Raw genomic sequence first — 14978 nt, 5'->3', positions numbered from 1 at the left:
GCAAGAGTCAGTACCGGAAAAAACACCTCGCGATGCCGCAGGGCGATCGCTTCTGACGCCGGTGTCGTCGATGCGCAGCTTCTGGGGCCTGATGCGGGCCTACTGGGTTTCCGACCGCTGGAAGGAAGCCTGGACGCTGACGCTGGTGATCGCACTGCTCACGGCGCTGTCCAGCAAGGCCGGTGTTTGGTTCGCCGAAGCCTCCGGCGAACTGGTCAACTCGATCGCCTTCTTCCATGACGCCGCCAACACCACGCCGCTTCGCTCGCTGCTGGTCAATGCCGGCGTCCTGGTGCTGCTGGTCGTGCTCAAGGACGCCGGCTTCACCGGCATCCGCAGCCTCGTGTCAGCGACATTGCACCGCAAATGGCGCGGCTGGCTGGACAGCCGCTTCAACGAAGCGCTGCTCGACACCAATCATACGCATTTCCACGCCCAGCATGGTTCGTCCGGCAATGCCGCTCCCGACAACATCGATCAGCGCGTCCAGGAATCGATCAAGGACATGACCGGCGGAGCCATCGGCCTCGCCATGGGCGTCCTGGGTGTTGCCACATCGCTTTATTTCGTCGGCCAGAAATTGCTTGAAAACTCAGCGGAAGTGAAAGGGCTGGAATTTCTCGGCAGCTACGGCAGCGCGGTTTTGGCTTTCCTGGCGGTCGCCACCTACGTGCCGCTGAACACTTGGATCGCGGTCAAACTGGGTCGTCTGCTGGAACGGCTCAACGTCAGGATGCAGCAATCCGAAGGCAGCTATCGCGGCGAGTTGACCACTTTCCTGCGTCGCAGCTTCCATGTCGCGGCCTCGCAAGGCGAGGATGTGCAGAAGACGATGCACAATCGACTTTATGTCGACATCGACCGCACTTGGGCGCGGCTGAATATCGTCAACACAGGCTACAATTCGTTCGAGCTGATCTACAATTTCATTGGCGCCCGCATTGTCGCCTATGGACCTGGCCTGGTGCCGTTCATCCACAACGGTTTCGATCTCAAGGGCTACATAACCGGCTCCGAGCTGGTCAATTCGCTGATCAGTCAATGCTCCTGGTTCATCCACGTCATGCCGAACATCGCAACGTTGCGCGCCAACAGCCAGCGCGTCATCGAATTGGCGCAGGCGATCGAGAATGTCCAGCATCCGCAGGAATTCTACAGCCAGACCGGCCGCTCCGATTTCCACTACACCAGCCAGAACCCGGTTTTTGGCCTGACCATCCAGAAGCTCGAACTGGCGCATCAAGGCGAGGATGCGACGCCGTTCCTCAGCGCCGCCAATCTGCGCTTCCGGCGCGGCGAATGGACTTTCCTGAAAGGCGAGTCCGGCTGCGGCAAGACTTCGCTGATCAAGGCGATCAACGGCCTGTGGCCCTATGGCCGCGGCACCATCGTCTTCCCCGAGGGCGTCAAGAGTTTCTATGCCGCCCAGGAGGTCAAGCTGCAGCAAGTGACGCTGAAGCAACTGGTCTGCCTTCCGGGCTCCGAGCGCGACCATGGCGACGCGCAGGTCGCGTCGGCGCTGCACAAGGCGGGGCTCGGCGACTTTATCGAGCACATGGCTGACGAAAGCCGCGAAGGCAAAAGCTGGGACCAGGTGCTGTCGGGCGGCCAGAAACAGAAGCTGGTGGTGGCCCGCATCGTGCTGCAGCAGCCGGGGCTGCTGTTCCTCGACGAGGCGACCGGCGCGCTCGACCCCGACGGCAAGGTAGCCTTCCACCAGGCCATCAAGGACAACTGCCCCGATGTCACGGTGATCAGCGTCATGCACGAGGCGGTTGCGCCAAGATCGATGACGGGCAGCGAATTCTATCACAGCATCGTCGCGATCGCCGACGGCGTCGCCACCAAGAAGCCGCTGGTTCCGACCTTGCCCGTCGAGCTCACCACCATTCTCGTGCAGCCAAGGCCGGCCCCAAGGCCGGTCGAGGACAAGTGGCTGCGCTTCTCGCGCCGGCTGAAGCAGAAATAACGGTTATTCCACCCCGGTCTGCGTAGTCGCACGGCGGCCGGCGATCACAGTCTCGCGATCTTGGCCGCGCGCCGGCGTTTTCCCTCCTCATCGCGATTGACACGGCAAGGCGCGCTCCTATGTTGCGCCCGCTTGCAGACAGTAAAAACGCGAACCCGCAAGCGGAAAGGTCACCGCGCCATGCCTGGCGACAGTCACAGTCGAACGCAACAGCCGTCCGCCCTGACGTGACCTCACATGGTTCATGTCCTGCCGGACGGCAAGGAGTGAGCCATGAACGAATTTACCGCCGTAGCCAGCGACGAGGCCGTCGCGATTGCCCGTATCCTAGCCAACGATCACGTCGCCGACATTGTCGAGGCCCTGAACAGGGAGCCTCGAGAGACCGCGACGGAACTGCTTTGTGAAGTGACGTTCGAGCGTCTGGTCGAGATCTTCGACCAGCCGGAACTCGACGGCGCGTCCGAACTCATGGAGGCGCTGCCGCGCGCCAAGGCGGGCAAGCTGCTCACCGCGATGTCGGTCGACCGTGCCGCCGACATCCTGCGCGAGCTGGAAGAGCCCGCCCGTTCCGAGCTGCTTGGCGGGCTTGCGCCGCCGCTGCGCGCAACGCTGCTCTCCATCCTCGGCTATCCCGAAGGCAGCGCCGCATCGATCATGACGACGGAGTTCGTCAGCGTGCCCTCGGACTGGACCGTCGGGCAAACGCTAGACTACATCCGCAAGGTGGAGCGGACGCGCGAGACCGTTTATGCGATCTATATCGTCGATCCGCAGACGCACCTGCTTGTACGCTCGACGGGTCTGCGCCGGCTGATCACCGGGGAGCCCGGCGATTCGATCATAACGGTGGCGCCGGATCATCTTCCGGTGACGGTCGGACCGCTGACCGATCGCGAAACCCTGGCGCAGACGATCTCCAAATACGATCTGCTCGCCGTTCCGGTCGTCGACCATGGCAAGATCCTCGGTATCGTCACCATCGACGACATCATCGACACGATGATCGCGGAGACGACCGAGGATGTGCACCGTTTCGGCGGCATGGAGGCGCTGGACGAGCCGTACATGAAGATGAGCTTCCTCGCCATGATCAAGAAACGTGGCGGCTGGCTGTGCGCGCTGTTCATCTCGGAGATGCTGACGGCCAACGCGATGCAGAGCTATGAGGGCGAGCTGGAGAAGGCGATCGTGCTGACGCTGTTCATCCCGCTGATCATGAGCTCGGGCGGCAATTCCGGCTCGCAGGCGACCTCGCTGGTCATCCGTGCGCTGGCGCTGCGCGAGATCGGTCTTGGCGACTGGTGGCGGGTGGCGCTGCGCGAGCTGCCCACCGGTCTCGTGCTGGGCGCCATGCTCGGCGTGGTCGGCGTCTGCCGCATTGCGCTGTGGCAATATATGGGCTTCTACGACTATGGCCCGCACTGGCCGCTGATCGCCACGACGGTGGGCGCGGCCCTCGTCGGCATCGTCACCTTCGGTTCGCTGTCGGGGTCGATGCTGCCGTTCGCCTTGAAACGTATCGGCTTCGACCCTGCCAGCGCATCGGCGCCGTTCGTCGCCACGCTGGTCGATGTCACCGGGCTGGTGATCTACTTCTCGGTGGCGCTGGTGATCCTGCGCGGCACGCTGCTGTAGCCGCTTCCTTATCTCCGCCGTGGCAAATACCTTGCTGCGGCGGAGTCCCGCAGTCCGGCTTTGCCGTCAATCCACCCGCGCGCCGTCCTTCACGCGGTAGGTCGGCTTGTACATGGTGACCAGTTCTTCCGCCGCTGTCGGATGCACGGCCATCGTGCGGTCGAAATCGTCCTTGGTCAGGCCTGCCTTCACCGGGATGCCGAGAAGCTGCGCCATCTCGCCGGCGTCCGGCCCCAATATGTGGGCGCCAAGCACTTTCTTCGACGCGCCGTTGACCACCAGCTTTATCAGCATCTTCTCATCCCGCCCGGACAGGGTGTGCCGCATCGGCCGGAATGTCGCGCGGTAGATCTCGATGTCGGGGAAGCGTTTGACGGCGTCGTCCTCCGACACGCCGACAGTGCCGATCTCCGGCTGTGAAAAGACGGCGGTCGCGATCGTCTCGTGATCGGGCGCGGTTGGATTTCCCTTGAAGGCGGTTTCAATAAAACACATCGCCTCGTGGATCGCCACCGGCGTCAGTTGCACGCGGTTGGTGACGTCGCCGATCGCCCAGATGCTGTCGATGTTGGTGCGGGAATATTGGTCGACGGCGATGGCGCCGGTCTTGGTCATCTCCAGTCCGATTCCTTCCAGGCCCATATTCTCGGTGTTGGGAATGCGGCCGATGGCCAGCATCACCTGGTCGACGGTCAGCACCTCGCCGCCGCTGACGAGCGCGTCGAGCCGGCCGTCCGGCCGCTTGCGGATCCATTCGGACACGGAATGGCAGAGGATTCTTATCCCCTTCTTTTCCATCGTTTCGTGCAGCATGCGCCGCAGGTCCATGTCGAACCGGCTGAGGATCTCCTTGCCGCGATAGACCAGCGTGGTGTCGACGCCGAGACCGTGAAAAATGTTGGCGAACTCGACAGCGATGTAGCCGCCGCCCTCGATCATGATCGCCTTGGGCAATTCCTTGAGGTCGAAAGCCTCGTTGGAAAAGATGCAATGTTCATGGCCGGGCAGCGCCGGATGCGGCGCCGGGCGGCCGCCCGTGGCAATCAGGATCTGGTCTGCTGTGACGGTGCGATCCTCACCCAGGAGATGCACGACATGCGGATCGACGATCATGGCGCGCGAGTGGAAGGTCTCGCCGCCGGCGCCCTCGACGTTCCTGACGTAGATCGCCTCCAGCCGGCTGATCTCGCGATCCTTGTTGGCGACCAGCGTCTGCCAGTCGAAACTGGCTTCCGGCACCGTCCAGCCATAGCCGGCGGCGTCGGCAAAGTGCTCGGGAAATTGCGAGGCATAGACATAGAGCTTTTTCGGCACGCAGCCGCGGATGACGCAGGTGCCCCCATAGCGGTATTCCTCGGCGATGCCGACACGCTTGCCGAGAGCCGCGGCGACACGCGCCGCCCTGACCCCGCCCGAACCGCCGCCGATGACGAAAAGATCGTAGTCGTAACCGGCCATGACGCGGCTCCCAAGCTTCAGAAATGTGTCAGACAGGTAGGCCGCAAACCGTCAAAAGAAAAGCCCGGACAGGCCGGGCTTTCGCGGGAGGCCGCAAGGCCATTTGAAATGCGGGATCAGTTATTGTCCGCGGGGGCCGCGCCATCGGCGGGCGCTGCGCCATCGGCCGGAGCGGCGGCTCCGTCGGCGGGCGCGGCAGGTGCTGCCTGCGCCTTTGCCTTGGCGGCGGCGGCCAGCGTTTCGCCAACCTGCTGGGCGAGATCGCGGCCGAGGCCGTTCTGCCAGATGTCGGCTGCCTTGACCAGTTCGCGGGTCACCGTCGGGCCGCTATCGAGCAGCTTCTTGCCCGAATCGGAATTGTAGAAGGCGGCGATGTCGGCCAGTTCCTTTTCGGAGAACACTTTCGCGTAGGCGAGTGCTGCTTCCTTCTCGAGGTCGGCGCGGCGCGAGGCCAGCGCCAGCGCCTTCTCGCTGATCGTCTTGCCGATCAGTTCCTGCATGTCCGGGTTCTTCTGGATCAGCTGCGATTCGAGCGCCGCGGCTGCCTGCGGCAGGATGTTGTCGAACGGGTCGGTCGCGTGGATCGCAGCGACCGCCGCGCGGGCGGCCTTCAGGTGCGAATCCGTGACATCCTGCGAAAACGCCGGCGAAGAGAAGGCGAAAACGGCCGAGGCCGCCAGAAGGACGGAAAGGCTGCGAACCCGGTTATGCAACGTCATGATCGGTAGAACTCCCTGGTTTTCGGGCGGCATGGACGGTTTGGATACCGTCGCCGCCGGCGATGATGGCCGCTGAAGCCAGCCCGATGAAAAGACCATGCTCGACCACGCCCGGAATGGCGTGGAGAGCATTCGAAAGCGCTCTTGTATCCGGAATGCGGCCAAAAGATGCATCGAGGATAAAATGGCCGCCGTCTGTAACAAAAGCCTGCCCCCCCGTCATCCTCAATGTGACCGGCCCGGAAAGACCGAGCTTTTCAGCCGCTGTGGCAACCGCGATTTCAGTGGCGCGCAGGCCGAACGGATTGACCTCGATCGGCAGCGGAAAACGACCGAGCGTCTCGACCATCTTGGAGCGGTCGGCGATGACGATCATGCTCTGGGACGCCGCGGCGACGATCTTCTCGCGCAGCAGCGCGCCGCCGCCGCCCTTGATCAGGGTCAGTTCCGGGTCGACTTCGTCGGCGCCGTCGACGGTGAGATCGAGCTCTGGCGTTTCCTCCAGCGTCGACAGCGGCACGCCAAGCTCGCGGCAGAGCAACGCGGTGCGCTCCGAAGTCGGCACGCCGATGATGGTCATGCCGGTGGCGACCTTTTCGGCAAGCAGCCGCACGAACTCTTCGGCCGTGGTGCCGGTGCCGATGCCGAGCCGCATGCCGTCGCCCACATGGGCAAGTGCGGCGCGCGCGGCTTCGACCTTCAATTGCCTTGCATCCATGTCGGTAATTGCCCCGGAAATTCGCTGCCGGGCTCGTAGCATTTTTGCCGGTCCGGTCAAAGCCCTGGACGGCGCTTCTCCAGGTGATGCCTGTGTAGGAATTATTTCCTTGACCGGTGAGGGCAGCTATGCTACATTTTTGTCCATGGTGCTGATTTGTGCCAACAACTCGCCGTCGAGGCGGGTTTTTTCATATAGGACGGCCCGCCGCGAATGCCCGGCCTGATGGGCAGGCCCCGCCTGAACGAACTGGCCCCGCGCTTGCCTTGACGCGCCGCAGCCGCTATCGCCTGCCCATTGCACACCTGCCCAGGACAGACCATGACCCGACCGATCATCGTGTTCGACCTCGACGGTACGCTGATCGACACAGCGCCGGACCTGCTCGACAGCCTGAACCACAGCCTGGCCGCCAGCGAGATCGCGGCGGTCGACGAAGCCGGCTTCAGGCGTTTTGTCGGTCACGGCGGCCGGGTGATGATCGAGCGGGCGCACGCCGCCCATCAGCGATCGCTCGATGTCGCGGAGCACGACCGGCTGCTGAAACTGTTCCTCGACCACTACACAATCAACATCCCCGGCAAATCGCGCCCCTACCCCGGTGTCGTCGAGGCGATCGCGCGCTTCGAAAAGGCCGGCTATCTCCTGGCCATCTGCACCAACAAATACGAAGCCAACTCGCTGGCGCTGATCGAGGCGCTCGGCCTGTCCAGGCATTTCGCGGCCATCGCCGGACAGGACACGTTCGCCTTCCGCAAGCCCGACCCGCGCCATCTGATCGAGACCATCAAGCTGGCCGGTGGCGACCCGCACTGCGCGCTGATGGTCGGCGATTCGCAAACCGACATCGACACGGCGAAAGCCGTCGGCATCCCGGTGGTGGCGGTCGATTTCGGCTACACCGACCGGCATGTCAGCGAATTCGAGCCCTCGGCGGTGATCTCGCATTTCGACGCCCTGACGCTCGGTCTGGCGCAGAAGCTGATTGCCGCCGCCGGGTAGTGACGGGGAGTGGCGCAGGCAATCGCATATGGGCAAAGGCTTGCGCCCTACGAATACCCCCACTCCTAACCCCTCCCCACAAAGGGGGAGGAGATTCCGTCGGCGCTGATATCAGCAGATTTCCAACGTTCTCGACGCAAAAGGCGAGAGCGCGGCAGCTTCCCTCCCCTTGTGGGGAGGGCTAGGGTGGGGGTCCTCTTCGCAAGAACCTATATTCGATTGCCTTTGGAAGCGGCCACGTCTCGTCGAGACAAGGCCGGATAGGCCGACAATCCGATCCTGTCGGAACGCCGAACACCGCCTTGACTTCCCGCACCCGCCTCCCTTATATCGCGGCTCGCTTGGCCTTTGGGCAACGAGCGGGCGATTAGCTCAGCGGGAGAGCACACCCTTCACACGGGTGGGGTCGCAGGTTCAATCCCTGCATCGCCCACCAAAATCCTTACGGCAGTTGGCGATGTCTGGTGGAGATGCACCAGCCGCGATCAGCGCTTCATCGAGTGCAGGATGGCCTGCATGTGCTCTTCCAGGTCGAGTTCACCCCGAGCCTCGGCGGTCAACAGGTAATCGGCCTTGGCCCGGCGATCGCCTCGGCTGATCGCAGGATAGGAGCAGATGGCCAGCAGTGCTTCCTGTTCAATCCGGTCTGCCCTCTTGCGTTCGTGGCTGCTACTGCCCGCTTGATGAACAACCCTGTGAAGCCCGACATAGGTGGCTTCATGGGCTCCGATCAGCGCCCGCAATCCGGGTGAGGCCCCTTCCCCTTCAGCAAATGTCGGTTCAATGACTGAGGCCACGGCGGTGAACGCAAGAAGTGTACGGCGGGTGACTTCGGGCATGGCTCATATCCCTGCTGCCTGATCATGCAGGCACACCATAGCACCGGCGAAGCGGTTCGCAGAGATGCTCGGGGACGCGACCACACTTCTGCTGACAGATGTATTCGCTTCCGTAGCCCGCCCGCCCAGCAGCTGGTGTGGCCTTAAGTCGCAATGATTGACTTCCGAAATGCAGGGTTTCGGGCTTCATTGACGCTGCGACCAACACCATATGGTGATCCACAGCCCTCCAAAACGAGAGAAGCTCGCCTTGACACGGTCGCTTTGCGGCCATCGGCCGGCAATGGCTATGAACCAGGAACCTGAAAAACCATGCCTGAAAATATCAGACCGATTTCGAAAGACGTCCCCCTCATTCAGCTAGGCGTCTATCAGTGCCGCTTCCCGGTGAGCGAAGACCGGTCAGTGCCCGGCGGTTATCGTTTCTGTGCTGGGCCAACTTCGGCGGATCGCGTCTATTGCGATCACCACCACAGCATCGTGACCGCCGTCGACCCTCGTCGAACCCGTTCAGGTCTCCACCCCGCTCAACGACGCGCTGCGTAAGTCAAGCGGGCGGCGGCCCATTATTCGGGCAGCTGCAAACCTGTGGACTGAATCGGCACGCATTCCGGCTGCGGAACAAACCGGCACGCCAGCGAGTTTCTCTCCGACGAAAACTTGAGGGAAAGCCATGTCCAGATTTCTGCCGGCGACCAGCGTCGCCGTTCTTCTCGCCGGCGCGCCGGCCTTGGCCGCGGACGACAAGCCGCTGCCGCCGCCCAATGCCAAGAAGCTGTCCGAGATCATCGCCAAGGTCGAGCAGCGCGACGGCTTTCGCTATGTGGACGAGGTCGACTGGGACAGCGGCGCCTACACCGTCACCTATTACACGGCGGACAAGGCGAAGGTCGAAATCACCTACGATCCTGTGACGGCGGAGCCGAAATAGGGTTCGCCGGCAGACATTTCGTTCCCGGCCGTGTCAGCGGCCATTCCCGGCGCGGGCGCCTCCCCTTGCGTCAGCGTCGCTTTGATGGCTGACTGTGCGCCAGAGCAGTTCACCGCTTCATGGAAACGGTGAACCGCTCTAACTCTTTGTTTTGGCGCAATTCCGGACGGAAACCGTTTCACACTTTTCCTGGAATTGCTCTGGGCGCCGCATTGGGGGATGGGGATGGCGACGGCAAAGCACGTGATGAAGCGCATATTGATGATGTTGGCCGGCTACTTCGTGTCGGTGCTGGTCGGCCTGATCGCCATCGCGGTGATCTATGGCGTGCTCAGCTCCTTGCCCAACGCGCCCAGCTATTTCGACGTCATGGGCGTTTCGCCGATCGCGGTGCTGCTGGTGCCGCCGCTCGGCATGTTCGTCTATTTCCTGACCATCGTGGTGACCGCGCTGCAGACGCTGATCTTCGCGCTGATCGCCGAGTTCTTCTCGTTGCGCAATGTCCTGCTGCACATGGTTTTCGGCGCCGGCGCCGCGGTCGGCGGTTTCGCCCTGATCTGGCCGAGTGCACCGGAGGATATGGACCCGGAGCGTTGGGTCGACATCGGCATCATTGCCGCTGCCGGACTTGTCGCCGGGTTGCTCTATTGGCTGATCGCCGGGCGCGACGCCGGCTTCCGGCGGCCATTGTTCCAGCGCTACTAGCTTGCAGGCTCACAATCGCGAGCCCGGCATATCGGCTCATGCCGAGCCTGAAAGAAACAGATTCCGCCGCATTATGAAAGCCGCCAGTCGGAAAACGATCTCAAATCGGTCGCTCAGTGCGCCTTGCTGCCTGAGAGCAGCCATAGCTCGTCGTCATGGCGCTGCTGTTCCGAGCGCAGCGGCCAGTACGTCGGCGAGGCCGCGTCCGGCGCTGCCGTCCTCATCAAGGCGCGGATTGTAGATGGTGATCTCGAGGCCGACTGCCTTGCCGCTCGCCAAGGCAAGCCGGAGCGCAGCCGTCAGCTCGTCCCACGACAACCCGCCTAGCACGCGAAAATCGACAGCTGGCATGATGACGTCGTCGAGACAGTCGGCGTCGAGATGGATGAAGAAGCCGTCCAATTCAGCTCTCGTCAGGTGATCGATCGCTTCGCGTGCGGCGGCCTCGATGCCCGTGGCGCGCACAGCGGGAAGGTCAAGCACCTTGAGCTCTTCGGGGAGCGGCTGGCTTCCGTACTCCTCCTGATCCTTGTGATCGCGATACGCGAAGGCGACAGCGTCTTCAGGGCGGACCAGAGGACCGCGACCTTCGATGTCGGTCAGGAGCGATGGACCGTAGCCGGTGACGAAGGCGAGGTCCATCGAGGCGCCCTCACCATTGGGTTCCGCCTCTGGCTGGAAGAAATCGGCGTTGCCGTCAATGAAGAGCAAGCCGTAGCGGCCGCGTCGTCGAAACGCGAGCGCCGAGCCCAGCACGATCGTGCAATCGCCGCCCAGCACCACTGGAAACCCGCCTGCGTCAAGCACCGCTTCCACGGCGTCGGCGAGCTGGGGCGACCACTGCGCAATTGCCCTGGCGTTCAGGGTGCCGGTCTCGGGATCGGGCGTCGGGTCCTTCGCAGGCACAGCCAGCCGCCCGGCGCGGCGCGCCTGGATGCGCTCCGCAAGGCAAGGTCCAGGAGCCGGTCAGGCAAGCGCTCCACACCGTCGGTCGCCAGGCCCAGCGTGGAGGGGCTTCGAGAATCGCATAATGGCTCGACATAGGCGCCTCCGTTAGTGACCATTTCGCGAGTAGGTCAGGGCCCCTTTTGTGGCCGTGTGATCGCGAATGAAGGCCCGAAGTCGTTGGCATCGTCGCTATGGTGTCGTGCCAACGGTTGCGCGTCTTCCATCTGAACGCTGAAGCGAAACGTGCCCACTTCCGTAGCTTGGTCGACCTTCGTCAGCCATCGGCAGAATGCCGACGATGGCAAAACACCGTCGCAGAATCGCTTCGATCGCTCAACATCGTTCGTCCCTACCGAAACAGGATCACAGTTGCGTTTTGAGCTTGTTCGATAACGGTAGCCGCCGCTCCTCGTTCCCTCTCAGCCGCCTTTCCGCTTTCGGTCATTCCGTATTTATGAGTTAACGGTCTACCGAAGTCCTGGATCAACTCAAAGGCGAGCGAACCGCCTCCGTAGCGTCCAGAGCCTGCTTCAGGCGCGAATCGCGGTCGTAGACGTCGCCGAAATATTCGACCTTGCCGGACAGATCGGGCCAGGCGGTGAAATAGGCGACATAGACCGGGATCGTGCGTGTCACGTTCTCGGTCGAGTGGCCGTGCTTCAGCTTCTCGGCGATATAGTCCACGGAGGTGCCAAGCACCGCCGCCGCCATGCCGCGCGGGTCCTGCAGCCGCACGCAGCCATGGCTGAGCGCGCGCATATCCCGCTGGAAGAATGATTTCTGCGGGGTGTCGTGCATGTAGATCGCGTGCTTGTTGGGGAACAGGATCTTCAACTCGCCCAGCGCGTTGGCCTCGCTCGGCTGCTGGCGAACGCTGTAGGGGATGTTGGAGCCATAGGCGCCCCAATTGACCGCCGACGAAGGAATGCGCTTGCCGCGCGAATCCGTCACCTCGTAGCCGGCCCGGTCGAGATAGCCCGGATCGTTGCGCAATCTCGGCAGCATCTCGTTGACGATGATCGACTGCGGCACGCCCCAATAGGGATGGAAATCGACCTGCTTGATCTGGTCGTAGAAGAAAGAGGTCTGGTTGGTGGTCCGGCCAACGACGACACGCGTCTTGAGCTTTTCCTCGCCATTGTCGATGTAGCTTGCGGTGAAGGCTGGCTGGTTGATGAAGACGCGCGGACTGCCAAGATCGGAGGGCAGCCAGCGCAGTTCCTCCAGCGCCACTTCCACCTTCAGCAGCTTGTCGGCCTTGGATGTTCCGGCCAACGTCGCGACGGTGCGCGGGCCGATGACGCCGTCGCCCTTCATGCCTGCCTTCTGCTGCACCGCCTTGATGACCGGAACCAGTTCCGGAACATAAACCTCGCTGGTGGCCAGCCTGGACAGGATTTCGCCATAGGCGCCGCCCATATCGTCATCGAGATTGCGCGCGATCAAGGTCAAGAGCTTCGGCAGTTCGGGACTGGTTTCGTCCGGCTTCAGCAACAGCTTGGGGTCGACGACGATTTCGTTTTCCGCACTGGCCTGCAGCGATTCGAGTTCGACACGCAGCGCCTGGTATTCCGCATTCTGCGGATGCCGCGACTCGAGATAGGTGCGCACTTGCTGGGTATGCGCCAGCGTCCTCAGCACGCCTTGCAAGTCGAGCGGCTTGGCCGGGAAATCATAGTAGCCGGTCATGCGGTTGGGATCGACGCGGCCGTTCTGGGCGTCGTGGGCATAGCGCAGCACACGCGCGGAAAGCGCCATCTCGAAACGGACGAGCTCTTTCAGTTGCGTATTGGCATCGGACGACGATGCGCCGGCAGCGGGCACTTCGACCGTATAGTCGGCGGGCGTGAGACCATAGCTTGAAGCCTCGCCAAGCACCCGCACCGCATCCTGCGCGCGGCTGTTGAGGCTGGTTCCGCTTATCCAGATGAAATCCGGATTGGCCGAGTAATACGCGATCAGCGCCTTGGCGATGTCGGGCTCGGCTAAGAGTTCGTAGTCACCCAAGCTGGCAACCGCATCACGAAACGCGGCGCCCGTTGCCGACGGCACGAAAGCCGCATCCTGTGGCGTCGCCGGCTCTGGCGTCGGGGCCAGCGCCGAGAAGTCGACGCGAACCAGCCGGTCGGCCTTGTAGGTGTAGTAGGATGGGCTGCTGATTCTCGCACCGCCACCGCCACCGCCACCGCTGGCCGGAGCCTTCGGCTTTGGCTTGTGCTTCGGTGGCGGAGGCGGAAACTCGCCTTTCGGCGCATGCTTGACGCCGCCGCCGAACAGCATGTCGAACAGCCCCTGCGCGCCTGCCTGGGGTACACCGAAAGCCAGCGTTGCCGTGATCGCCATCAGCGGCATCACGGTTGCTTTGTTTCCGAGGAATTTCATGAATCACCCGCTCCGGCCGCAACCGGTTCCCGTTCCGCACGCTAGATCGTCCCGCTCACCGCATGGCGGATGTAAGGCGCGACTATACTGATTCATACCGATTTCGTTAAGCTTTCATAAATTTTGGAAAGCCTGTTGCAGAACGGTTTCACAAGATCGTGACGGCTGGAGCGGAGGGTTGTTCCGCCCCAGCCGGAAATCTCTCGGGATCAGGCGTTGGCGCCGCCATCGATGGTCAGGGCAGCGCCGGTGACGAAGCGGCCTTCAGGGCCTGCAAGCCAGGCGACCATGCCGGCAATGTCATCGGCCTTGCCGAAACGCTGTGTTGCCATCTTCCGGCGCTGATGCTCGGCATGCGGGCCGTCGGCCGGGTTCATGTCGGTGTCGGTCGAACCGGGGTGGACGACGTTGGCGGTGATGCCGCGCGGGCCGAGGTCGCGCGCCAGCGCCTTGGTCAGGCCGACCAGCGCCGCCTTGCTGGCTGAATAGGCCGTGAGGCTGCCGTCGGTCGCCCTCTCGGCAAGGTTGCTGCCAATCGAGATGATCCTGCCGCCCTCACCCATATGCACGGCCGCGGCCTTGGAAGCGATGAACGGGCCCCGGAGATTGACCTCCATGGTCTCGTCGAAATCTGCGAGCGACAGCGTGTCGATGGGGGCGGCCCGCCAGATGCCGGCGCTGTTGACCAGGATGTCAAGCCGGCCAAAAGCGGTCACTGCGTCGTCGACGGCCTTGTCTATGGCCACCGCATCGCGGTTGTCGGCCCTGATCGCGATGGCGCGGCCGCCCTTGGCCTCGATTTCGGCCACAACCGAGCGAGCCTGCTCCTCGCCATGCACATAAGTCAGAGCGACACTGGCGCCGTTGGCCGCGAGCCGTCGCGCAATCGCCGCACCGATGCCGCGACTGCCGCCGGTGACGAGCGCGGCCTTGCCGTTCAATTTGCTGGAAGACATCGATTTCTCCTTTTGTAACGATCGATACATAAATATCTGTCAGCCTTGCCCACCGGCGTCAACTTAATTATGTATCGATCAACACAGAAAAGATCATCATGTCGGAACGAGGCCGCCCCCGCACCTTCGATCGAACCGCAGCCCTGCGCCGCGCTATGCAGGTGTTCTGGGCGCGTGGCTACGAAGGCGCATCGATGAGCGATCTGACCGCCGCCATGGGCATCAACTCGCCCAGCCTCTATGCCGCCTTCGGCAGCAAGGAGGCGCTGTTCCTCGAGGCGACGGATTTTTACTCGCACACCGAGGGTGCCGACATCTGGCTGGCGCTGGAGGAAGCTCCGACCGCGCGGCAGGCGATCGAACAATTCCTGTGCCTGACGGCGAAGGCCTATGCGCAGAGCGATCGTCCGCAGGGCTGCCTGATCACGCTCGGCGCGCTGCATCAGGATTCGAGCCGAGGCGCCATCTGCGCCGATCTGCGCCGTCGCCGTGCCGAAAACCACACCGCCCTGCAGAAGCGTCTCGAGCGCGGCGTTGCCGAAGGCGAATTGCCGGCGAATTTCGATGCGAGCGCCGCCGCGACTTTCTTCGCCACGGTCCAGCACGGCATGTCGATCCAGGCACGCGACGGCGCCTCGCACGATGCCCTGCTGGCGACGGTTGCCGGGGCCATGGCGGCCTGGAGGACGCTGGCCGGCGGCAACGCGGCGTGA

General features: G+C 63.0%; 12 protein-coding genes, 1 tRNA gene and 1 pseudogene. 7 read left to right on the top strand and 7 right to left on the bottom strand.

The genetic code is table 11. The annotated features are described in order from the left end of the window. The first annotated feature begins 70 nt into the window (after positions 1 to 70). Both NKI66_RS03745 and mgtE read left to right on the top strand, forming a co-directional pair. Positions 71 to 1969, top strand: coding sequence for an ABC transporter ATP-binding protein/permease (locus tag NKI66_RS03745; RefSeq protein WP_352677249.1), 1899 nt, complete (start codon positions 71 to 73; stop codon positions 1967 to 1969). Between the two features lie 273 nt (positions 1970 to 2242). After that, positions 2243 to 3607 (top strand): magnesium transporter, encoded by a 1365-nt coding sequence (gene mgtE / locus NKI66_RS03740; protein ID WP_023811874.1) that lies wholly within the window; start codon positions 2243 to 2245, stop codon positions 3605 to 3607. Between the two features lie 66 nt (positions 3608 to 3673). Here the strand turns inward: mgtE and gor are convergent, their stop codons facing one another. The 3 genes from gor to rpiA form a co-directional block, all read right to left on the bottom strand. Beyond that, positions 3674 to 5065 carry a glutathione-disulfide reductase gene (gene gor / locus NKI66_RS03735; protein ID WP_023811873.1) on the bottom strand — a complete coding sequence of 464 codons (1392 nt, stop codon included), beginning with the start codon at positions 5063 to 5065 and terminating at the stop codon, positions 3674 to 3676. A gap of 116 nt (positions 5066 to 5181) precedes the next feature. Next, complete coding sequence (locus tag NKI66_RS03730) at positions 5182 to 5784, bottom strand: DUF2059 domain-containing protein (protein ID WP_352442439.1); 603 nt, start codon at positions 5782 to 5784, stop codon at positions 5182 to 5184. Beyond that, positions 5771 to 6502 (bottom strand): ribose-5-phosphate isomerase RpiA, encoded by a 732-nt coding sequence (rpiA, locus tag NKI66_RS03725; protein ID WP_023813970.1) that lies wholly within the window; start codon positions 6500 to 6502, stop codon positions 5771 to 5773. The genes NKI66_RS03730 and rpiA overlap by 14 nt, the downstream gene beginning before the upstream one ends. Positions 6503 to 6823: 321 nt before the next feature. Between rpiA and NKI66_RS03720 the strand changes: the two genes are divergently transcribed. Then, positions 6824 to 7504, top strand: a complete 681-nt coding sequence (locus NKI66_RS03720; protein ID WP_352750957.1) for a phosphoglycolate phosphatase — start codon at positions 6824 to 6826, stop codon at positions 7502 to 7504. A gap of 361 nt (positions 7505 to 7865) precedes the next feature. Further along, positions 7866 to 7940 (top strand) — tRNA-Val (locus NKI66_RS03715). A 49-nt stretch (positions 7941 to 7989) separates the two neighbouring features. On the opposite strand, the gene NKI66_RS03710 is transcribed toward NKI66_RS03715, so the two are convergent. After that, on the bottom strand, positions 7990 to 8343 hold the full coding sequence (locus NKI66_RS03710) for a hypothetical protein (protein WP_031213807.1): 354 nt from the start codon (positions 8341 to 8343) through the stop codon (positions 7990 to 7992). Positions 8344 to 9016: 673 nt separating this feature from the next. On the opposite strand from NKI66_RS03710, the gene NKI66_RS03700 reads away from it, so the two are divergent. Together NKI66_RS03700 and NKI66_RS03695 are read left to right on the top strand one after the other, a co-directional pair. After that, positions 9017 to 9274 (top strand): PepSY domain-containing protein, encoded by a 258-nt coding sequence (locus NKI66_RS03700; protein WP_023813967.1) that lies wholly within the window; start codon positions 9017 to 9019, stop codon positions 9272 to 9274. Between the two features lie 219 nt (positions 9275 to 9493). Next, positions 9494 to 9979 (top strand): hypothetical protein, encoded by a 486-nt coding sequence (locus tag NKI66_RS03695; protein ID WP_032909546.1) that lies wholly within the window; start codon positions 9494 to 9496, stop codon positions 9977 to 9979. A 153-nt stretch (positions 9980 to 10132) separates the two neighbouring features. On the opposite strand, the pseudogene NKI66_RS03690 reads toward NKI66_RS03695, so the two are convergent. The 3 genes and pseudogenes from NKI66_RS03690 to NKI66_RS03680 all read right to left on the bottom strand — a co-directional run bounded on the left by NKI66_RS03690 (position 10133) and on the right by NKI66_RS03680 (position 14265). After that, a pseudogene (locus tag NKI66_RS03690) lies at positions 10133 to 11043 on the bottom strand (arginase family protein). A 367-nt stretch (positions 11044 to 11410) separates the two neighbouring features. Beyond that, positions 11411 to 13309: a L,D-transpeptidase family protein gene (locus NKI66_RS03685; RefSeq protein WP_352750954.1), complete on the bottom strand. Its 1899-nt coding sequence runs from the start codon at positions 13307 to 13309 to the stop codon at positions 11411 to 11413. Positions 13310 to 13518: 209 nt separating this feature from the next. Further along, the gene (locus tag NKI66_RS03680; RefSeq protein ID WP_023813964.1) at positions 13519 to 14265 is read right to left on the bottom strand and encodes a 3-oxoacyl-ACP reductase family protein; all 747 of its coding nucleotides are present in this window, start codon (positions 14263 to 14265) and stop codon (positions 13519 to 13521) included. 98 nt (positions 14266 to 14363) lie between these two features. On the opposite strand from NKI66_RS03680, the gene NKI66_RS03675 reads away from it, so the two are divergent. Next, entirely contained in the window at positions 14364 to 14978 is a 615-nt protein-coding gene (locus tag NKI66_RS03675) for a TetR/AcrR family transcriptional regulator (RefSeq protein ID WP_023813963.1), read from the top strand.

The organism is Mesorhizobium sp. M0518, assembly GCF_040321125.1.
In the GTDB taxonomy this organism is placed as follows: domain Bacteria; phylum Pseudomonadota; class Alphaproteobacteria; order Rhizobiales; family Rhizobiaceae; genus Mesorhizobium.
This window is presented reverse-complemented; position numbering and strand designations above follow the sequence as displayed.